The sequence below is a fragment of the Luteimonas abyssi genome (genome assembly GCF_001482195.1).
Taxonomy (GTDB): Bacteria; Pseudomonadota; Gammaproteobacteria; order Xanthomonadales; family Xanthomonadaceae; genus Luteimonas; species Luteimonas abyssi.
This window is the reverse complement of record NZ_KQ759763.1, coordinates 3748381-3768945: the sequence shown is the minus strand read 5'-3', so window position 1 is coordinate 3768945 and position 20565 is coordinate 3748381. Positions and strand designations below refer to the sequence as shown.

The window sequence follows — 20565 nt, the reverse complement described above, 5'->3', positions numbered from 1 at the left end:
TGCCTGCGACGGGCCGCGATGCGGTCGGCTCAGTACCCTGCCGCCTGCCCGTCCTTGCGCGACTCGCTGGCGCCGGTCCAGCCGCCGTGCGGGTTCTTCATGATCGCCTGGTAGCCGCCGAACGGCCCCAGCGCGAACTGCACGCGATGCCCCAGGCCGGTCAGCGCGCGCACGGTCTCGTAGGGGAACCCGGTCTCCAGCTCGATCCGGCCGCCATCGGTCATCGCGGTGTTCTGCCCGGTCGGCTCGGTCGAGCCGTCGTGGTGGATGCGCGGCGCATCGCCGGCCTCCTGCAGGTTCATGCCGAAGTCGATCATGTTGATGATGATCTGCGCGTGCCCCTGCGGCTGCATCGCGCCGCCCATCACGCCGAACGACAGCCACGGTTCGCCGTTCCGGGTGGCGAAGGCCGGGATGATGGTGTGGAACGGGCGCTTGCCCGGTTCGTAGCGGTTGGGATGGTCGTCGAGCAGCACGAATTGCTCGCCCCGGTCCTGCAGGATGAAGCCCAGCCCCGGCGGGGCCATGCCGCTGCCCATGCCGCGGTAGTTGGACTGGATCAACGAGACCATCATGCCGTCGGCATCGGCGGTGGTCATGTAGATGGTGTCGCCTTCGTCGAGCTGGACGGGCGTGCCCGGCTGCACTTCGCGCAGCACGCCGTCCATCGAGATCAATTGCCCGCGCTCGCGCGCGTAGTCCTTGGAGATCAGCTTCGCGACGGGCGCCGGCGCGAAATCCGGATCGGCGTACCAGCGCGCGCGGTCGGCGAAGGCCAGCTTCTTGGCCTCGGTGAACAGGTGCACGTGCTCGGTGCTGCCGAAGCCGTAGGACGCGAGGTCGTAGGGTTCGAGCAGGTTGAGGATCTGCAGCGCGGCGATGCCCTGGCCGCTGGGCGGCAGTTCCCACACGTCGACGCCGCGGTAGTTGGTGGACACCGGCTCGACCCAGTTGCCGGTGTGCGCGGCCATGTCCTCGTAGCTCAGGAAACCGTCGTTCGCGGCGAAGTAGTCCCCGATCGTGCGCGCGATGTCGCCCTTGTAGAACGCGTCGCGGCCGCCGTCGGCGATCGCCTGCAGCGTGTTCGCCAGGTTCGGATTGCGCCAGGTCTCGCCGTTGCGCGGAGCACGTCCGTCGATCGTGAACTGTTCGCTGAAGCCCGGCCAGCGCGACAGCCGCGGCACCGAGCGGTCCCAGTAGTAGGCGATGACCTCGTGCACCGGATGACCGTCGCGCGCGTAGCGGATGGTCGGGGCGAGGTTGTCGGCCATCGGGCGGCGGCCGAAGCGCTCGTGCAGGGCGAACCAGCCGTCCACCGCGCCGGGCACGGTGACCGGCAGCGGGCCGTGCGAGGGAATGTCGGTCAGGCCGCGCCGGCGGAATTCGTCCAGGGTCAGCGAGCGCGGCGAGCGCCCGGAGCCGTCGTAGCCGTGCAGCCGCTGGGTCTTCGGATCCCAGACGATGGCGAACAGGTCGCCGCCGATCCCGTTACCGGTCGGCTCCATCAGGCCGAGCGCGGCGTTGGCGGCGATGGCCGCATCCACCGCGGAGCCCCCGGCCTTCATCACGTCGAGCGCGATCTGGGTGGCCAGCGGATGCGAGGTCGCGGCCATCGCGTGCGGCGCGTGCACTTCGCTGCGGGTGGCGAAGGGATGGCCGGTGATGCGGTCGGCGGCGGCCAGCGACAGCGGCAGGCTCAGCAGGAGGGCGGCGGTGGTACGCAGGCGATTGGTCGACATCGGCGGGCACGTGCGGAAAACGGAAGACCGCCCAATAGTAGGCGGACGGAAGCGGGTGGCGGGAGGTGCGCGGCCGGAAGCAGCGGATGCCCCCGACCCGGCGAGCCCATGGCCACCACGTCCCACGCGCCCTGGAACGGGCGGCTGCGTCGATCGACGTGGCGCGCCGCATCCCCCCGGCGCCCAGCGACGGAACAAAATACGCGGCGCGTGCCGCCGAGACCGGTCCGCCTAGGGTCAGCCCCGATTGCAGCGCCGCTGGCAGGCATGGATAACACCGGGGCATCCCTGCCTTCCGGATACCCCGATGGCCCTGACCGTCTCCGACCACGGCGCCCTGGCCCACCTCGCCCTGTTGCGGCAAGCGCCACCGCCGCCCGTGCAGACACCGGCACCGTTGCTGCCGGCGCCGACCCAGGGCTATCGACCCGAGCCCGCGTACCACCCGCAGATCCAACCGGTCTCCGGCGGCAGCGGCGGCGCGACCGCGCCGTCTGCGGCGGGTGGTCCCTACGGCCTGCCCCCCGACAGCACGCTCGGCCAGACCGCCAGCGGCACTCAGGCGCAGCCGTTCGACGTCACCCTGTCCCAGCTCGCGACCGCGGTCTACGGCACCCGCGGCGATCCGCCGGAGGGCTGGAGCGCGGTGTCCGACCAGGACCTTGCCGCCCGCCTCGGCACCCCGGGGGCGCCCGCCTCCGAGGCCCAGGTCGAGGCCTGGCGCCTGCAGTACCTGGGCTTCAACAGCAGCGTCGACAGCAACGCACAGGAGTTCCGCGCCCAGGTCTACACCGACGGCGACGGCAACTACGTGCTGTCCTATCGCGGCACCGCCGAAGGCGCCGACGACTGGGACAACAACTTCCGCCAAGGGCTCGGCTACGAGACCCGGGACGGCGACAAGTTCGGCGTGACCGCGGTGAACACCGCGGTCGAGTTCGCCCACGTCTTCGGCGACGGCGCCGCCGACGGCCACGCGAACCTGGCCATCACCGGACACTCGCAGGGCGGTGGCCTGGCCTCGGTGGGCGCCCTGGCCAGCAGGGTGCCGGCGGTGACCTTCGACGCGTCGGGCATCCACCCCAATACCTGGGACCGTATCGGCCTTGATCCGCAGCGCGCGCGCGATCTGGCCGAAGGTGGGCAGATCCGCGCCTATTCGCTGTCCAGCGACGCCCTCACCCGGGCCCAGGACAGCTGGATCACCGGCCTGGTCGCGCCCGACGCACTGGGTACGCGGATCGTGGTCGACCCCGCCCGCGACGACCGGCACGACATGTTCAACCAGTACGGTCCGACCGAACTGGAGAGCCTGACGCCCGGGCAGCTCGACCTGCTCAACCGGGGCGTGGAATTCGCCCGCGACAATCCCCTGCTGCAACTGAACCCGGTGACCGGGCTGCTCAGCGGCGCCGCCGGCCTCGCCTACAGCGCCATCAGCCACAGTCCCAATGCGCTCACCGCGGCGATGATCGACCGCGAACCCTGGCAGGCCGGCTATCAGAACCCCACCTCGCTCGGACGCGAACTGCAGGATCTGCTACCCGGCGAACTGAAGGACGACTACGCCCGCAACACCCACGATTTCGCCACCGACATCGACCACGTGGTCGCCACCGACTTCGCCGAGGGCCGCTACGTGCAGGGCGTCTACAGCATCGCCGGCGACTTCACCGAAGGCTTCTTCAACTCCGCCGGCGATACCGTCGACCGCTATGCCGACGCGCTGGCCGAACGGGTGAACGACCGGATCGGTGGCTGGCCGGGCGATCTGATCGCCGGCGGCATCGACAAGACGGGCGATGTGATCGAATTCGGTGCCGATGCGGTCGGCCAGGTCGGCGAGACGCTCGCCGATGGCGTCGGCTGGGTGGCGCAGGGTGCGACCAACCTCATCGGCGGCCTGTTCGGGCGCTGAGACGTGCGGGTGCACCGTGGTCGCCTCGTCCGTTGATGGCGTCCGCCGCGCCGCTCGCACCCGTAGGCCGATCGCGCATGCGGGCCCCGGCGCGTCACGCCGCACCGTCCCGGATCACGTCGGTGTGGTCCGCCACGGCCTGCGCGATCGCTCCATCGCGGCGGCACGATGGCGTTCCACGCGCCCGTCCGTCGTCGACGGCGCTTGCGCCTGGCCGCCGACGCGATTGAAATGACCGCCATGCGCCGCCTTCCCGCGATCGTGTGCGCCCTCCTCCTCAGCTGCGCCTCGGGGTGCGCCCGGCCTGCCATGGATCACGACCCGTTCTCAAATCCCGATCTCGCGCCGCTGGCCGATGCCGTGCGCCGGGGCGACGTCCCGGAAATCCGGCGCCAGCTCGAACGCATCGAGCCCGACACCCCCGGCAGCGACGGCAGCACCCTGCTGCTCGACGCCATCGCCCGCGGACGCGTCGACAGCGCGGAGGCCTTGCTCGACGCGGGTGCGGACCCCAATCGCATCGGCCCGCGCGGCGATACCCCGGTGCACGCGGCCGCGTTTTCCGGCGATCCCGAACTGCTGCGTCAGGTGCTCGCCCACGGCGGCGACCCGGACATCCGCAACCCGCACACCGGCGCCACCCCGCTGGTGCAGGCGCTGCTGTCGCCCCGGGCGGGGCAGATCCGGCCGTTGCTCGATGCCGGCGCGGACCCGAACCTCGCCGACCTCAACGCCGACACCCCGCTCCACGTGGCCGCACGCACGAATGCCGGTGGCGCGATCCTCGCCCTGCTCGCGCACGGCGCCGCCCCGCAGGCCCGCAACGGCGGCGGTTCGACGTTCCAGCCCTACTACTTCGGTTATCGACGCGCGTTGCTCAACGATCAGGCGCTCGACGAGCGCCGTCGGGTCGTCGCCTGGCTGAAGGACCACGACGTACCGCTCGAAGCCGGGGTCGACGCGGACGATTGACCCTTCCGGCCCGCGGCCTCCGTGCCCGGCCGGGCGCCTGCGCCTTTCGCGGCCCCCCCGGAGGCGGCGCCGGATCCGGTCGGGCGAGGCGACCGAACCGGCACGCGCGTGCCCCGCCACCCTCTGGGGTCAGCCCTAGCTGGCGACGCCGGTACGATCCGCCTAGGGTGGACGCGTCACCTTGGGGAAGGCTGCCGGCATGTCCTTGACCATCGGCTCGAACAGCATCGACCAGAACGCCGCGCTACGCGCGCAGGATTTCGCCGCGCGCGATGCCGGCCACCTCGCGCAGCAGAACACGCTGCCGTCGCTGCCGACCGGGCATTACCGTCCCGAGCCCGGCTATCACCCGCAACTCGCCGGGTTGATGCCGCAGCAGACCGGCGGGGCGCAGAGCGCCTCGTTCAGCGCGGAGGTCCACGGTCAGGATCCGCAGGCGATCGATCTGCCGCTGATGGAAATCGCCGACGCGGTCTACGACCCCCAGATCGGCGAGGTCGGCGAATGGAGCCGGCTCGGCGATACCGATCTGATGGCCGCCGGTATCGATCCCGCCCTGCTCGAGAATCCCCAGAGCGGCTTCCGCGCCGGCATCTACACCGACGGCGACGGCCGCTACGTGCTCGCCTTCGCCGGCTCCAACGAGCTGCAGGACTGGACCGGTGCCAACTTCCGCCAGGGCCTGGGCTGGCAGGCCGAACAGTACGACGAGGCCGTGCAGCTGGCCCAACTGTCGTCGATGGCCTTCGGCGACGATCTGGTCATCACCGGACATTCGCTCGGCGGCGGGCTGGCCGCCACCGCCTCGCTTGCGGTCGGCAACACCGCCGTGACCTTCAACGCCTCCGGCGTGCACGACAACACCATGCGCAACCTCGGCCTGGATCCCGACGCCGCCCGCGCCGATGTCGCCGACAGCGGCCAGATCCGCCGCTACAACGTCGACGGCGAGGCGCTGACCAAGGCCCAGCAGGACATCTGGATCGTCAACAACATTCCCGATGCGCCCGGTCACGAGATCGTGCTGGACGATCCGGCCCCGTTGACCGGGCTGAGCCGCTTCAACCCGATCTCCATCGTCAAGCACAGCGGTCAGTTGCACATGCAGGACTCGGTGCTCGATGCGCTGCGCCAGCAGCAGCCCTGGGCGCAGTGAGCCGGCACTGACGACGCACTGTCGAGCCGCGAGCGCACCGTCGCATGACCACATGGGCCGCGCCGATGTCGCGTGCGATGGGCAGGCGATCCGATACATGTCGACACCCGCCGTCGCGATGCTCGCGCCAGCATGCGCGTGAGTGGCGCGATGCGCGGCCCGGCCGCACGCACCGGGTCTGCCGGCGCGCCACCTGTGTGAGAATCGGCCCATGACGCGTACCGGCCTGCTGATTCCGCTTCTGTGCCTGGCCGGCGCCTGCAGCGGAGAATCCATGGATCCCACCACCGCCTTCGAAGGCACGTCCGCCGCGCCGCTCGCCCAGGCCATCGATCAGGGCGAGGCGATCCGTATCCGCGAGCTTGTGGCGGCCGGCGCCGACCCCAACGCGCAAGCCGAGGACGGCCTGAACCCGCTGCAGCTGGCGATGCTGCGGCAGGACAAGGGCGCGCTGCGCGCCCTGCTCGCCGCCGGCGCCGACCCCAACCGGCCCGGGCTCGGCGGCGCCACCGCCATGCACGGCGCGGCGATCGCCAACGACCCCGAGTATCTCGACATCCTGCTGGAGTACGGCGGCGACCCCGACGCCCGTCACGCGCAGACGCAGGCCACGCCGCTGGCCGGCGCCACCGGCCCGCGCACCGACGCCAACTTCCGGCGTCTGCTCGCGGCGGGCGCGGATCCGGGCGCGGCCGACCGCACCGGCAACACCCCGCTGCACAAGGCGGCGATGCTCAATGCAGGCGCGCAGGTGCTGGTGCTGCTGGAGGCCGGCGCCGATCCGCAGGCTCGCAACAGCCAGGAGGCGAGCTTCCAGGCGTTCTTCTTCCGCACGCCGGCCGAGCGCCTGACCGCCGAGGCCCGTCAGGGCCGCGAGCAGGTCGTGGCCTGGCTGCGCGCCCACGACGTGCCGCTGGAAGCCAACGCCACGCCCTGATGCCGGCCGCGCCGTTCGCGCGCGCCTGCATCGCGAACGCCGGTGCGCAGCGACGTCAGGGCCAGGCCGGCGGATCGGCCGCCCAGGCCGCGTGCACGTCCGCGAGCGTCGCCCGCTCGTCGTCCCGCCAGCCGGGCAGGAGCGCGGGGAAGTTCGCGATGGACGGCCAACGGTCGGGATGGGTGCGCACCGCCGCGGCGAACCAGGCCACCGCCTCGTCGCGCCGGTCCAGCCGCCACAGCGCCATCGCCAGCGTCGGCGGCAGCCACGACGGGCTGGTGAGGCGACCGTCCACGGCCCCGTACCACTGGCCCAGCGCGGCATCGGTCTCGCCTTGCCGGAGCAGGTCCCAGCCGTAGTTCCAGTGGATGGTCTGCCGCGCCGTGCTGCGCGGCGAGGTCGCCGCCAGCGCCTGCTGGTACAGCGAATGGCCGGTATCGGTGCGTCCGCTCGCGAGCGCCAGGTGCCCGAGCTGCGCGGTCGCCAGTTCGTGGTTGCGCTGCCGGCGCTCCATGAGCCGCGCCAGCTGCTGCATCGCAGCCTCGTCACCGCCTTCGACGACCCGGAGCGGCCGCGCCGCGCCGTCCTCGTCGAAGTAGAACTCCTTGATCGTCGGCACGGCCTGGGCCTGCACCTGCGGCACCGGCATCAACGCGCACAACGACAGCGCCAGGACAGCGCCCTTCAAACCTTTCATCGACAATCTCCCCTGTGATTCCGTAACGCCCCTGACGAACATTCTAGGCCAAGCCCGATCACGTGCCCGGATGCCCATGGCGCGATGCGGCCGAGCGGCGGACCGGCGACCGCCTCGCGGGAATCGACAGCGGGCACGTCGCGCGCATGTGCCGCGGGCCAGCGCGCAGACAGATCCCATGCTGCATCGCAACACCGCGAGGTCTCGACGACCGCGTTGATACAATCGCGCCCCGTTCGGCGAGCGTGCTCCGACATCACGTCCTCCACGCCCGCCCCCGCGCCATCCGGCAATCCCGCCATGGCCCGCCAGCGCCCCGCGCGCAAGCCCGAAAGACGTCCGCCATGACCAGTACCGCCGAACTGTCCTCGCCCGAGTCCGCCGACACCAAGCTCACCCACGGTGCGGTCGATCCCGACTACACCCTCGAACACAAGTACACCCGCACCGACGGCCGGATCTACCTGTCCGGCGTGCAGGCGCTGGTGCGCCTGCCGCTGATGCAGCGCCTGCGCGACCAGGCCGCCGGCCTGAACACCGGCGGCTTCGTGTCCGGCTACCGCGGCTCGCCCCTGGGCGGCTTCGATCTCGAGCTGTGGCGCGCGCGCAAGTATCTGGAAGAGGCCAGGGTGAAGTTCCAGCCCGGCCTCAACGAGGACCTCGGCGCGACGATGGTCTGGGGCACCCAGCAGACCGGGCTGTTCCCGGGCGCGAACGTCGATGGCGTCTACGCCATGTGGTACGGCAAGGGCCCCGGCGTGGACCGCAGCGGCGATGTGTTCAAGCACGCCAACGCCGCCGGCACCAACCCGCGCGGCGGCGTGCTGGCGCTGGCCGCCGACGACCACGCCTGCCGCTCGTCGACGCTGCCGCACGGTTCGGAAGGCGAGTTCACCAGCGCGATGATGCCCATCCTCAACCCGGCCGGCGTCCAGGACATCCTGGACATGGGCCTGATCGGCTGGGCGATGAGCCGCTACACCGGCCGCTGGGTGGGCTTCAAGACCATCGCCGAGACGGTGGAATCCTCGGCCTCGGTCGACGTGGATCCGTTCGCGCTCGACATCATCTTGCCCGGCGACGACGACTTCGCGCTGCCGCCCGGCGGCCTCAACATCCGCTGGCCCGATCCGCCGATGGAGCAGGAGATGCGCCTGCACCGCTACGCGGTCAAGGCCGCGCAGGCGTTCGCCCGTGCCAATCGCATCGACCGGATGGTGATCGACTCGCCCAACGCGCGACTGGGCATCGTCACCACCGGCAAGAGTTACCTCGACGTGCTGCAGGCGCTGGAGTACCTGGGCCTGGATGCGCGCGCCTGCGCCGAGCTGGGCATCCGCGTGTACAAGGTCGGCATGACCTGGCCGCTGGAGCCGGTGGGCATCCGCGCGTTCGCGCAGGGGCTGGAGGACATCCTGGTCGTCGAGGAGAAGCACGCCTTCATCGAGAGCCAGATGAAGGAACTGTTCTACAACTTCGACTTCAAGCTCGGCGACGGCCGCCGGCCGTCGATCGTCGGCAAGTACGACGAGGACGGCAACTGGATCCTGCCCTCGACCGGCGAGCTGACCCCGGCCACGATCGCCGCGGTGATGGCGCGGCGCATCCAGCGTTTCCACGACAGCGAGCACATCCGCGACACCCTGCGCTGGATGGAGCAGAAGGAAGGCGCCCTGGCGCTGCCGCGCGCGCAGTTCCCGCGCGTGCCGCACTACTGCTCCGGCTGCCCGCACAACACCTCGACCAAGGTGCCAGAGGGCTCGCGCGCGCAGGGCGGCATCGGCTGCCACTACATGGTCACCTGGATGGACCGCGCCACCGACACCTACACCCACATGGGCGGCGAAGGCGTCACCTGGGCGGGCCAGGCCGCCTTCACCGACACCCCGCACATCTTCCAGAACCTCGGCGACGGCACCTACTTCCACTCCGGCTCGTTGGCGATCCGCCAGGCGATCGCGGCCAAGGTCAACATCACCTACAAGATCCTCTACAACGACGCGGTCGCGATGACCGGCGGCCAGCCGGTCGACGGCACCCTCACCGTGCCCGACATCGCCCACCAGATGCGCGCCGAGGGCGTGCAGACGATCGTGCTGGTCAGCGACGACATCGCCAAGTGGTCCAAGCCCGAGCTCTTCCCGGCCGGCATGGAGTTCCATGACCGCAAGGACCTCGACGCGGTGCAGACGCGCATGCGCGAGGTGCCCGGCACCTCGGTGCTGATCTACGACCAGACCTGTGCCACCGAGAAGCGCCGCCGCCGCAAGCGCGGCAAGCTGCCGGACCCGGCCAAGCGCGTGTTCGTCAACACGCTGGTGTGCGAAGGTTGCGGCGACTGCGGCAAGAAGAGCTTCTGCGTGTCGGTCCTGCCGCAGGCCACCGAGTTCGGCCGCAAGCGCGCCATCGACCAGTCCAACTGCAACAAGGACTACAGCTGCGTCGAGGGCTTCTGCCCCAGCTTCGTCACCGTGCACGGCGGCAAGCCGCGCAAGGGCCGCAAGGTCAACGCCGCCGAACGCCTGGCGAGCCTGCCCGAGCCGGTGTTCGCCAGCGACCTGTCGCAGCCGTGGAACATCCTGATCACCGGCGTCGGCGGCACCGGCGTGGTCACCATCGGTGCGCTGCTGGGCATGGCCGGGCACCTGGAAGGCCGCGGCTCCACCGTGCTCGACCAGACCGGCCTGGCGCAGAAGGGCGGCGCGGTGACCACACACATCCGTTTCGCCAGGACCCCGGCCGACCTGCACGCGGTGCGCATCGCCGCCGGCGAGGCCGACCTGGTGCTGGGCTGCGACATGGTGGTGGTCAACGACTACTGGGCGCTGTCGAAGCTCCGCGAGGGCCGCAGCCACGTGGTGCTCAACAGCTACGAGGCGATGCCGGGCACCTTCACCACACGCCCCGACATGCAGTTCCCGGCTGCCGACATCGTCGCCGCGGTGCGCAACGCACTGGGCGGCGACGCCGCCGCGGCCGATGCGCTCAACGTCGTCGACGCCACCCAGCTCGCGACCGCGCTGATGGGCGACGCGATCGCCGCCAACCTGTTCATCCTCGGCTACGCCTGGCAGCGCGGCTGGGTACCGCTGTCCTACGACGCGCTGGCACGCGCGATCGAGCTCAACGGCGCCGCGGTCGAGATGAACAAGACCGCCTTCGCCTGGGGCCGCCTGGCCGCGGTCGATCCGGGCGCGGTGCGCGAGGCCGCGGGCATCGCGCCGGCACCGCGCTCCGGTGCCGACGACGCCCCGCACACCCTCGAAGCCCTGCCGCCGGGCGAGTGGGAAGGTCACGAGTGGGGCGCGAACGCGGCGCCCCAACAGGCGACTGCGGCCGCAGGCCGCACACCGAAGCCCCTCGCCCGCCTTGCGGGGCAAGGAAGCGCGGATAGCGAGCCACTGGCTCGCGCGCTTCCGAGCGCCGTGCCCGCTGGGCACGGCCGGGGGGCGGAGCCGGGGGGGACCGTCGGCGCAGCTGACGGTGGGGTGAGGGCCACCGGCACCGCGAATTCCCCCCACACCCCCACCGCCGACCTCGCCTTCCTCCCCCTGGACGACCAGCGTCTCTCGCGCTCCCTCGACGAGCTGATCGCCCGCCGCACGACGTTCCTCACCGAGTACCAGAGCGCCGCCTACGCCCGTCGCTACACCGACTTCGTCGCCCGCGTGCGCGCCGCCGAACAGGCGAAGGCACCCGGCTCCACCGCGCTCACCGAAGCCGCCGCGCGCTATTTCTTCAAGCTCATGGCCTACAAGGACGAGTACGAGGTCGCACGCCTGTACACCAGCGGCGACTTCCGCCGGAAGCTGGAACAGCAGTTCGAGGGCGACTACACCCTGCACTTCCACCTCGCGCCGCCGCTGCTGGCGAAGAAGAACGCCAAGGGCGAACTGCAGAAGCGCGAGTACGGCCCGTGGGTGTTCAAGGCCTTCGGTGTGCTGGCGAAGTTGCGCGGCCTGCGCGGTACCGCGCTCGACGTGTTCGGCTACACCGCCGAGCGGAAGATGGAGCGCCGGCTGATCGGCGAGTACGAAGCGACCGTGGGCAGACTGCTTGATCGCCTCGACGGCGGCAACGTCGACCTCGCCACCGAGATCGCCAGCATTCCGGAACACATCCGCGGCTACGGCCACGTCAAGGAGGCGCACCTGCACGCCGCCAAGACGCGCGAAGCGGAACTGCTGCGCGAGTGGGACAACCCGCTGCGCGTGGTGCAGGTGCAGGCGGCCTGAGCCGCCTGCGGGCGGGCGCGGACTGATGGTCCGCGCAGCGCCCGGCGGCATGTCGCCGCGGTCAGGTCTCGCCTGAGGCCCGCCGCCACACCACGCAGCGGTTATTGGCCGGCATCGCGAGGTCGTCGACCAGACGCAGGCCGGCCGCATGCGCCAACGCATCCACCGCCTCGAAGTCGCGCAGGCCCGATGCGGAATCGCGCGCCTTGAGCCACCCGTCGAAATCGCGATTGCTGTCGCTGGTATAGCGGCCATCGCGGTTGAACGGACCGTAGACCACCAGCACCGCCTCCGGTCCATCGGCGAGCACGCGACCGACGCCGGCGAAGAACGCCTCCACCGCCGGCCAGGCCATGATGTGCAGGGTGTTGGCCGAGAACACGGCGTCGATCGCATCGCCCGTGGATAACGCCGACCGCAGCCGCTCGGGCCAGTCCGGCCACGTCATGTCGAGCGCGCGAGGTGCCGGCGTGTTGCGCAGACCCGCATCGTCGAGCCAGCGCGCGATGCCCGGCAACGCCTGCGGCCGGTCGCTGCATTGCCAGGTCAGCCACGGCATCGCCGCGGCGAAATGCACCGCATGCTGGCCGGTGCCGCTGCCGATCTCCAGCACGTGGCGGCGGTCGCCGAGCACGGCATGCAACACCGACAGGATCGGCTCCCGGTTACGGTCGCAGGCCGGTGCGTAGGGCTTGTCGCCGGCCGCGACACCCGTCTCCGGTGCAGTCCCGCAACCGCGGGTACGGACGGGCGCGGCGTCGCGATCGGACGTCATGGCGGTGGCAGCCTGTCAGTCAGTGCACGCCGCGCGCGGCATCGCTCTCCACGCGCCGTGCGCGGAATTCGCTGTCGTCGTCCCAGGCCGGCCAGTCGGCGGCGTCGGCCACCGCCCGCACCAGCCCCTGCACGACCAGCGTGTCCTCGGCGGGCCCGCGCATGTCCCAACTGTCGTCGAATCCGTCCGTCGGTTGGTGATAGCGGTGCGCGAAGTACGCTGCGCGCGCGGCCTCGCCGCCCGCGGTGCCGCCGTCGCGCTGGTCCATGCCGGGGCCGACGGTGATCGCCGGCACGCCCGCCTGCGCGAAGGCGAAATGATCGGCGCGGTGGAAGAACCCGGCTTCCAGGTTGGGATCCGGCGACCAGACCCGACCCGCGGCCTGCGCCGCGTCGGCCAGATCGCGCTCCAGCGAGACCTTGCCGATGCCCCAGGACGAAATGTCGTGGGTCGGGCCGTCGGGGCTCCACATTTCCATGTTGATCACCGCCGCGGTGGTCTCCAGCGGACGCAACGGATGCGCCGTGTAGTGGTGGGCGCCCAGCAGCCCGCTCTCCTCCGCGGTCAGCGCCAGGAACAGCAGGCTGCGTTCCGGCGCGGGACCGGCGGCGAGCGTCCGCGCCAGCTCGATCACCGAGGCCACGGCGCTGGCGTTGTCGACCGCGCCCGGCATCACCGCGCCCTCCTGGTTGATGCCGAAGCTGTCCCAGTGGGCGGACACGATCACCGTCTCGTCGGGGCGCGTCGCGCCCGGCAACAGGCCGGCCACGTTATGGGTGCGGATGCGGTCGTGGGCGACGTCGAACGCGATCGACAGGGTGGTGTCGTCGAGTTCGAAACCACGAAAGCCGTGGGTCTGCGCACGGGTCTTGAGCGCGTCGAAGTCCAGCCCCGTATCGGCGAACAGCTTCACCGCCTGCTCGCGCTGGATCCAGCCGCGCATGCGCAGGTGATGCTCGGCGGGATCCTCGCGGACGATGTCCAGCTGCGGGCCGGCGCGGCCATTGCGCACCGTGGCCCACGGATACGCCGCCGGCTCGTCTTCATGGACGATCAGCACCCCCGCCGCGCCGCGGCGCGCGGCTTCGGCGTACTTGTACGGCCAGCGGCCGTACCAGGTCATCGCGCGGCCGCCGAAGCGGCCCTCGCCGGCCTCGAAGTCGGGGTCGTTGATCAGCACCACCACCAGCTTGTCGCGCACATCCAGGCCGGCGTAGTCGTCCCAGTCGAGCTCGGGTGCGGTCACGCCGTAGCCGGCGAACACCACCGGCACATCGCGCAGGTCGACGCGCTCGGCCGGGTGCAGGCTCTCCACCGCGATGTCGTCGCCGTTGGCCAGGCTGCGGGTGTCCCCGCCGCTGCGCAGCGACGCCTGCACATCGCCCTGGATCTCACTGCGGACCAGGGTCACCGCCTGCAGCCAGCCATCGTCGCCAGCCGGTGTCAGACCGGCGTTCGCGAACTGCTCGCCGATGTAGGCGATGGTCTTCGCCTCGCCTGGCGTATTCGGCGCGCGTCCCTCGAAGTCGTCGGACGCGAGGGTGCGGATGTGGTCGGCCAGACGGGTGGCGTCGATCGCGGGCGAGGGTTCGGCGGCGACGGCAAGCGATGCGGCCAGACTCAGGCACAGGGGCAACACGGCGCGGCGCAGGGTGGACGACGGCATTCTCGATGGACTCCTGGGCGGGACGGGGACGGGCGCGTACTCGGCATCGGCCGTCGCACGCGGCGGTGCCGATCGGTCCATGCTCGCATGAACGCCGTGGCACGATGCCGCACGATATCCGACGCGTCCCTTCGATGCCCCTCGCCCGCGCATGATGCACACCCACCGCGCAGCCATCGAAGGACGCGGGAAACGTCGATCCGTCCGACGTCTCGAGCGCTGGCGGGGACGCCTGGCGCCGCTACCGGCGGCGACTGCGCCGGCTGAGGAAACGCAGTGCGGCCTGCTCCCATTGCCGGGCGCCGCGCGCGCCGGCCGCGGCACGCGCGAGACTGCCATCCTCCCATCCGTCGAACACGCGCGGATCGATGTACGCCTTCCGGCAGACCGCGGGCGTGTTGCCCAGGGTGTCGGCGACGGTGCGGACGACCTCGGTGCGCACCCGGTTGAGCGCGCGCTCGGTCGGGGCGCCGGTCCGCGGAGACGGCGGCGGCAACGGGGTGGCGGCCAGGGTCCGGAACGCGAGCAGGGTGCCGCCCCAGGTCCGGAAATCCTTGGCGGTGAACCCCTCGCCCATCGCCTCGCGCAGGTAGTCGTTGACGTCGCCCGAGGCCACCGGCTGCAACGTGCCGTCGTCGTCCCGGTACTGGAACAGCGCCTGGCCGGGCAGTTCGTGGCAGGCGCGCACCAGCTTGACCAGGCGTGCGTCGTCGATCTCGAGATCGTGGTCCTGCCCACCCTTGCCGCGAAAGTGCAGTCGCGCACGCCCACCCCGCAGGAAGTCGATGTGCCGGTTGCGGAGCGTGGTGAGGCCGTAGGAGCGGTTGCTGGCGGCATAGGCGGCGTTGCCGATCCGGACCAGGGTCTCGCCCAGCAACGCCACCACCAGGGCGATCACGCGCTCGCGGGGGAAACCGGGCAGGGCGAGATCACGCCGCAACCGCCGCCGCAGCCGCGGCAGCGCGCGGCCGAACGCGATCACCCGGTCGAACTTGCCGGTCCCGCGCGCCTGGGACCACTCGGCGTGATAGCGGTACTGCTTGCGCCGACGGGCGTCGCGCCCGGTGGCCTGCAGATGGCCGCGGTCATCGAGGCAGATCCACACCTCGGTGTAGGCGGGGGGAATCGCCAACGCCCGGATCCGGGTCAATGCGTCCACATCCCGCACCACCTCGCCCTCGGGGAGCCGATAACAGAAGCCGCGCCCGGCCCGCCGTCGCGTGATGCCGGGATCGGCATCGCTGACATAGCGCAGGCCGGCCTTGCGCGCATCGACCTGTGCCATGGCGGGCGCGATGACCGGATCGCGGCGGGCGGAGGGAACGGCAGGTGTCGTCGAAGGCGATGTCGTCGAGGGCATGCGCCGGAGCATCTTCGCCGCCTCGTCAATGCCGCGCCAACGTCGACCCCCCTCGTTTATCGGCCGGACACATCGCGACGGGCAGGCTGTGCGCCCATGTCCGCATTCAGGAGACTCCGCATGACCCGCATCGCGTCCGCCGCCCTCACCACCCTCGCCGCACTCGCCCTGACCGCCTGCGCCTCGTCCCACGACGGCGGCGCCGCCACGCCCGAGGCACCTTCGGACGATCTGGCCCAGTGCGATGCCGCACGGGCACAGTCGCTGGTCGGACAGCCGTCCTCCGACGCGGTGCTGGAGCAGGCGCGGGCCGCCACCGGCGCCAGCAGCCTGCGGGCGCTCAAGCCCGACGACATGGCGACCATGGATTACCGCCCCGACCGGCTCAACGTGATGCTGGACGACGCCGGCGTCGTCACGTCGTTCCGCTGTGGCTGAACCCTTCGCATTCCGTTAGCGAAGTTCTGACGCCGATTACACGACTGCGCGTTCAGTCTGGACCCGTCAAAGCGACGAGCCGTCGCGATCACGACGAGACACGAACGGAGGTCACATGCATTCCAAGCGCCGCCTGTTGTCCCTTTCGCTGGCACCGGCCCTGGTGTTCGCACTTGCCGCCTGCCAGCCCCAGCCTGCCGAGGACGAAATGGCTCCGCCGCCGGAAGGCATGCCGGCTGGCGAGACCGTGCCGGCCGGTGACCCGGTCGACCCGGCGGCTCCGCCGCCCGCCACCAACGATGCGTTCGCGCCCCAGCCCGTCGATCCGACGATGGAAGGCAACGACATGTCGCAACCACCCTCGATGGATCCCATCGACGAACAGATGCCACCCGAGGATCCCGAGCGTCCGCCGACCCCATAAGGCGCCCAGCGCCCATCTCTCTCTCCAAGGTCGACGATTGCCGCCTCCCCCGGAGGCGGCATTCTTTTGGATGTGGTCTCCAGCGGGGCGCGCGCGGCTGCGATCAGCGGCGCATCATCATCTGCGCCGTGTCCACGGCGAGTTGCTCCACGACACCGGTGAAGCCGGTCTGCCCGCTCGGATGGGTTCCGAGGCCGCGCTCCATCGCCCCGACCACACCGCCGGCTGCGGCCCGCGCCACGTCGAACTGTGACTGCAGGCTGCCGTCCAACGACGACACCGCGTCCTGCACGCTGGAAAAATGGCCGCTGGTGACACCGTCGAGCGCACTGCGCGCGGCCGACTGCACGTCCGACAGCGAACGCGCCACCGCGCCGAGATCGCCGATATCGGGGGCACGCCCGTTGGTCAATGCGCCGCTGGCGAAGGCGCCGAGCGCCGATTGCACCGACGTGTTCGCGCCGGGCACCCGGCTGGCGAAGGTATCGATGGCCATGTTGGCGAACGGCTGCATGGCACTCGGCAGGTTGGCCGAGACCGCGTCGCGGGCGGCATCGGCGATGCTGCCACCGACCAGACCGTTGACCACGCCCATCACCGCGCCGGGCAGGCCACCGGTCGCGAACCCGATCGCGGCGGCGCCGAGGATGCCTTCCAGCGCCTTGGCGTCCAGCCCCAACGCTTCGGCGAACCCGCCCAGCGCATCGGACAGGCCGGCGGCATCGGCCAGCCCGCTCAGTGCCTCGCTGATCGCAGCGCCGAGCGCCTCGGCGGCCGCTTCGGCCGCGGCACCGATGGAATCGGCCGCGCTCTCCGCACCGTTGGCCCCGCTGTTGCCACCACCACCGACGCCACCGGCGCCGTCGCTTCCATCGCTCATGGTCGGGTGTCCTCGTGATCCGGCTGATGCCGATCCCGATCACAGGCTAGGCGTGCGCCGGGTCCCCGAACAGCTGGGACTGACCCTAGGCGATGGCGCCCGGCGCGGGCAACGCCGTACCCGTCTGCCGCCCCTTCCCCATACGGCCGCGCCGCGCTCCTCCACGGCGATGCGTCCGCTCAGGGCAGCCCGGCGACGACCTCGATCCGCTGCGACAGGCGGTGGCTGGTCCCGGGCGCCAGGGTGACGCGGTCGGTGCCGGCGTTGGCGACTTCCAGGCAGACGAAGGCGCGCCACGCATCGCCTACGTCGTCCATCGCCCGGCCGCCGGCCTCACCCGGGTTCCACACCACCAGCGACCGGCTGCCGGCGGAGGTCAATCGCAGGCTGCGGTCGAACGCCGGGTCGCGCAGCACGTAGCGTCCCTCCGCCTCGACGTAGATCCGGTCGCTGCGCCCGGGGTCGCGCAGGTCGTACAGCGACCAAGGCCCGCGTTGCCGTCTCAGCGCGGCGTAGTGTTCGAACTTGTCCAGGTAATCGTGGCCGTCGAGGCCGTCGACCTCGACGCCCAGCGCGTCGCCGACGCGGAAATAGCTGTGCAGCGCCTGTGTCAGCAACAGCGGCACATCGCCCACGTTGTGGCTCACCAGGGTCTGCTCGAACGTCTGCCCGATCCGCAGTTCCTGGGTCAACGTCAGGCCGTCGACCGAACCGCCCTCCGGCACCAGCGTCATGGCGACGACACCGTCGGCATCGATCCACGTATCGGTGAGCCGCCACGCCTGTGTGCGGACCACCCCATGGGCCGGCAGGTCCGGCACGTCCTCGCGGCGACCGAACCACGGCCAGCACACCGGTACCCCGCCGCGCAGCGGCGCCGGCGCCGGCCGGGGCTGCGAAGTCCGCCAGAACACGTCCTCGGTCTGGCCGGACGGCCGCCAGGCCAGGACCTGCCCGCCGTACGCACTCACCTCGGCGATGGCCTGCGCGGTCTCGATGCGCCAGCCCGGCCGCTCGTCCAGCAGCGTGGCCCGGACCGCGCCCTCGGCGAGCACGGCATCGGGCACCGGCCCGGGCACGCCGGTCGTCATCGCGACAGCGCGTCCAGGATGCGCTGGCCGGCGCGGCCGTCGGCCGGGGCGAGTCCCAGCCGCTGCTGCTCGGTCCGGATCGCACGCCGGGTGTTGGTGCCGATCATGCCGTCGACCTCGCCGATGTCGTGGCCACGTGCGAGCAGCAGCGTCTGCAGCTCGCGCCGCTGCGCCCGCGACAGTCCCGGATCGTCGGTCGGCCAGGCGGCCTGCGGGATCGTGCCGCCACGCAGGCGGTCGGCGAGGAACGCGATCGCCAGCGCATAGCTCTCCGCGGCGTTGTAGGAATAGATCGCGTCGTAGTTGCGGAACACCACGAACGCGGGTCCCTGCGCACCGGCGGGCAGCAACAGCGCCGAGCGGGTGTCGGCGGCGAGGCCGTCGGCCACCAGCGGCGAGCCGTCGAGCCGGCGCACGCCGCGCGCCGCCCAGTCCGACAGCGGCCGGCGGCTGGTGCGCCCGGCCTGCGACGCGTCGAAGCCTGAAGGCACCCGCACCTCGAAGCCCCAGGGCTGCCCGGTGCGCCAGTTCGACTGCTTGAGGTAATTGGCGGTGGAACCCAGCGCATCGGGAATGCTGCCCACCAGATCGCGACGGCCGTCGCCGTCGAAGTCCACCGCGATGCGCTCGTAGGTGCTGGGCATGAACTGGGTGTGCCCGAACGCCCCGGCCCAAGACCCGGTGAGCCCCTCGGGGCGGATGTCGCCGGCGTGCAGCAGCTTGAGCGTGGTGATGAACTCGTTGCGGAAGAACGATTGCCGGCGCCCTTCGCACGACAGCGTCGCCAGCGAGACCAGCAGCGGCCGCTTGCCGAAGATGCGGCCGTAATCGCTCTCCACGCCCCACACCGCCACCACCGTGGCGGGATCGACGCCGTAGCGCGCTTCCACCCGCTGCAGCAGGTCCGCGTGCTCGGTGAGCATGGCGCGGCCGTCGGCCACGCGCTGGTCGTCGACGAGGCCGGCCAGGTAATCCCAGATCGGCGTGGTGAATTCCGGCTGCGCATCGAGCAGCTCGAGCACGCTGCGGTCGGCCGCCAGCCCGGCGGTGAAACGGTCGAACGACGCCGCCGGCACGCCCTGACCCGCCGCGGCCTGCTTCAGACCGGACAGGCAGCGCGCGAACGCCGGGTCGGCGGCCGGAACGGCCGGCGCCACGGCGGTGTCCGGCGTCTGCGCGAACGCCTGCGAGAACGGCAGCGCGAGCAGGAGTGCGGCGAGAGAACGAAACATCATGCGGGCGGTTCCACGTCCGTGGGTGTGCGGAGCATACCCAGCCATCGCCGGGCCCGTATGCGGTGGGCGCCGGGCGTTCATGCCGGCGCCAGCAGCCCGAGCGCGAAGCCCTCGTCGGGGTCGGTCCACCAGCGATCCAGGCACAGACCCGCCTGCCGCGCCAGGGTGGCCACGCTGTCGCGGGTGTACTTCTGGCTGATCTCCACCGCCATGGCCTCACCCTCCGCGAACGCGAACGCGTGTCCTGCCACGTGCACCGTCTGCACGCGCCGGCTGACCAGCGAGGTCTCGATGCACATGCGCTCGCGTGCGTACACCGCGCGGTGCGCGAAGCCATCGGGATCGAAATCGGCGCCGATCTCGCGGTTGAGCCGGGTCAGCAGATTCAGGGTGAACGCGGCCGTGATCCCGGCCGCATCGTTGTAGGCGGCCTCGACCTTAGCGGGCGCCTTGTCCAGGTCGAAACCCAGCAGCGCACGGCCGTCGTGTCCGAGCAGCGCACGCATGCCCTGCAGCAACTCGACCGACTGCGCATGGGTGAAGTTGCCCAGCGTCGAACCGGGAAAGAACACCAGCACGTCGCGCACATCGCGTACGGGCGCCGGCAGCTCGATGCTGCCGGTGAAATCGGCCAGCACCGGCAACATCTCGATCCCGGGGAACTGCGCCTGCAGGCGCTCGACGCTGGCGGTCAACGCACTGCGGGAGATCTCCACGGGCGTGTAGGCGACCGGGTCGTGAAGCCCGGCCAGCAACAGTTCGGTCTTGCGGCCACTGCCGCTGCCGTACTCGACCACCCGCAGGCCCGGCCCCACCGCGGCCGCGACATCGGGCAGCACCGCTTCCAGCAATGCCAGTTCGACCCGGGTCAGCGTGTACTCCGGTTGCCGGGTGATCTGCTCGAACAGGCGCGAGCCCTCGGCATCGTAGAAATACTTGGACGGCAGCCGCTTCGGGACCTGGGAGAGGCCTTCGACGATATCGGCGCGGATGCGTTCGGGTGTGGGTTGCAGATCGAGCAATGCGTGTTCGGGCGCCATGG

At 71.2% G+C, this 20565-nt stretch carries 15 protein-coding genes and 2 pseudogenes; 8 read left to right on the top strand and 9 right to left on the bottom strand.

The genetic code is table 11. The features are described 5' to 3' along the window. Positions 1–29 precede the first annotated feature (29 nt). Positions 30–1739 carry a gamma-glutamyltransferase gene (gene ggt / locus RG19_RS16170; RefSeq protein WP_058836168.1) on the bottom strand — a complete coding sequence of 570 codons (1710 nt, stop codon included), beginning with the start codon at positions 1737–1739 and terminating at the stop codon, positions 30–32. A 307-nt stretch (positions 1740–2046) separates the two neighbouring features. Between ggt and RG19_RS16165 the strand changes: the two genes are divergently transcribed. The 4 genes from RG19_RS16165 to RG19_RS16150 all read left to right on the top strand — a co-directional run bounded on the left by RG19_RS16165 (position 2047) and on the right by RG19_RS16150 (position 6722). After that, positions 2047–3657, top strand: a complete 1611-nt coding sequence (locus RG19_RS16165; RefSeq protein WP_058836167.1) for a Tle-like phospholipase domain-containing protein — start codon at positions 2047–2049, stop codon at positions 3655–3657. 309 nt (positions 3658–3966) lie between these two features. Further along, a complete protein-coding gene (locus RG19_RS16160; RefSeq protein ID WP_162267093.1) occupies positions 3967–4629 on the top strand; it encodes an ankyrin repeat domain-containing protein in 663 nt (220 codons plus the stop codon). 199 nt (positions 4630–4828) lie between these two features. Beyond that, positions 4829–5785: a Tle-like phospholipase domain-containing protein gene (locus RG19_RS16155; RefSeq protein ID WP_058836165.1), complete on the top strand. Its 957-nt coding sequence runs from the start codon at positions 4829–4831 to the stop codon at positions 5783–5785. 211 nt (positions 5786–5996) lie between these two features. After that, positions 5997–6722, top strand: a complete 726-nt coding sequence (locus RG19_RS16150) for an ankyrin repeat domain-containing protein (RefSeq protein WP_058836164.1) — start codon at positions 5997–5999, stop codon at positions 6720–6722. 55 nt (positions 6723–6777) lie between these two features. Here the strand turns inward: RG19_RS16150 and RG19_RS16145 are convergent, their stop codons facing one another. Then, positions 6778–7371, bottom strand: coding sequence for a tetratricopeptide repeat protein (locus RG19_RS16145; RefSeq protein ID WP_058836692.1), 594 nt, complete (start codon positions 7369–7371; stop codon positions 6778–6780). A 392-nt stretch (positions 7372–7763) separates the two neighbouring features. On the opposite strand from RG19_RS16145, the pseudogene RG19_RS16140 reads away from it, so the two are divergent. Both RG19_RS16140 and RG19_RS18450 read left to right on the top strand, forming a co-directional pair. Then, positions 7764–10716: pseudogene (locus RG19_RS16140) on the top strand (indolepyruvate ferredoxin oxidoreductase family protein); the annotation flags it as partial. A 248-nt stretch (positions 10717–10964) separates the two neighbouring features. Continuing rightward, a pseudogene (locus tag RG19_RS18450) lies at positions 10965–11654 on the top strand (DUF6537 domain-containing protein); the annotation flags it as partial. A 61-nt stretch (positions 11655–11715) separates the two neighbouring features. Here RG19_RS18450 and RG19_RS16135 read toward each other — a convergent pair. The 3 genes from RG19_RS16135 to RG19_RS16125 all read right to left on the bottom strand — a co-directional run bounded on the left by RG19_RS16135 (position 11716) and on the right by RG19_RS16125 (position 15467). After that, positions 11716–12429, bottom strand: coding sequence for a DUF938 domain-containing protein (locus tag RG19_RS16135; protein WP_082672734.1), 714 nt, complete (start codon positions 12427–12429; stop codon positions 11716–11718). Positions 12430–12448: 19 nt separating this feature from the next. Further along, complete coding sequence (locus RG19_RS16130; RefSeq protein WP_058836690.1) at positions 12449–14080, bottom strand: M28 family peptidase; 1632 nt, start codon at positions 14078–14080, stop codon at positions 12449–12451. A 256-nt stretch (positions 14081–14336) separates the two neighbouring features. Beyond that, positions 14337–15467 carry a DNA topoisomerase IB gene (locus tag RG19_RS16125; protein ID WP_157515307.1) on the bottom strand — a complete coding sequence of 377 codons (1131 nt, stop codon included), beginning with the start codon at positions 15465–15467 and terminating at the stop codon, positions 14337–14339. 108 nt (positions 15468–15575) lie between these two features. On the opposite strand from RG19_RS16125, the gene RG19_RS16120 reads away from it, so the two are divergent. After that, a complete protein-coding gene (locus RG19_RS16120; RefSeq protein ID WP_058836161.1) occupies positions 15576–15893 on the top strand; it encodes an I78 family peptidase inhibitor in 318 nt (105 codons plus the stop codon). 115 nt (positions 15894–16008) lie between these two features. Beyond that, positions 16009–16317, top strand: a complete 309-nt coding sequence (locus RG19_RS16115) for a hypothetical protein (protein WP_058836160.1) — start codon at positions 16009–16011, stop codon at positions 16315–16317. A 103-nt stretch (positions 16318–16420) separates the two neighbouring features. Here the strand turns inward: RG19_RS16115 and RG19_RS16110 are convergent, their stop codons facing one another. The 4 genes from RG19_RS16110 to egtD all read right to left on the bottom strand — a co-directional run bounded on the left by RG19_RS16110 (position 16421) and on the right by egtD (position 20563). Continuing rightward, a complete protein-coding gene (locus RG19_RS16110; protein WP_058836159.1) occupies positions 16421–17197 on the bottom strand; it encodes a hypothetical protein in 777 nt (258 codons plus the stop codon). Between the two features lie 179 nt (positions 17198–17376). Next, complete coding sequence (locus tag RG19_RS16105) at positions 17377–18288, bottom strand: D-hexose-6-phosphate mutarotase (RefSeq protein WP_082672731.1); 912 nt, start codon at positions 18286–18288, stop codon at positions 17377–17379. Further along, positions 18285–19523: a lytic murein transglycosylase gene (locus RG19_RS16100; protein WP_202905355.1), complete on the bottom strand. Its 1239-nt coding sequence runs from the start codon at positions 19521–19523 to the stop codon at positions 18285–18287. Before RG19_RS16100 ends, RG19_RS16105 begins: the two co-directional genes overlap by 4 nt. A 77-nt stretch (positions 19524–19600) precedes the next feature. After that, positions 19601–20563, bottom strand: coding sequence for an L-histidine N(alpha)-methyltransferase (egtD, locus tag RG19_RS16095; protein ID WP_058836158.1), 963 nt, complete (start codon positions 20561–20563; stop codon positions 19601–19603). Positions 20564–20565 lie beyond the last annotated feature (2 nt).